Raw genomic sequence first — 290 nt, 5'->3', positions numbered from 1 at the left:
GGCAGGCCGTAAATCAGATCGGTATTGATAGAGCGAAAACCAAAGTCACGGCTCCATGCCATGGTATCGCGGATCAGCTCATAGGGCTGGACACGATTGACCGCTTTCTGCACACGCGGATCCAGATCCTGCACACCCAGGCTGACGCGATTAAAACCGAGCCCACGCAGCAATCCCAGCCGGGATTGATCCACGGTGCGCGGATCGATCTCTATGGCATAGTCACTGCGTTCGTCATCGCGCAAATTGAAGTGGCGAGCCAGGTCGTATACCAGCTCGGTGAGCTGTCC

Annotated in this window: 1 protein-coding gene; it reads right to left on the bottom strand. The window is 56.6% G+C overall.

Translation table 11 applies throughout. The features are described from left to right. On the bottom strand, nt 1-290 hold a 290-nt coding region (locus A3754_RS01040; RefSeq protein ID WP_156496656.1), incomplete at both ends, for a radical SAM protein.

Source organism: Alcanivorax sp. HI0083 (genome assembly GCF_001635175.1).
This window is presented reverse-complemented; position numbering and strand designations above follow the sequence as displayed.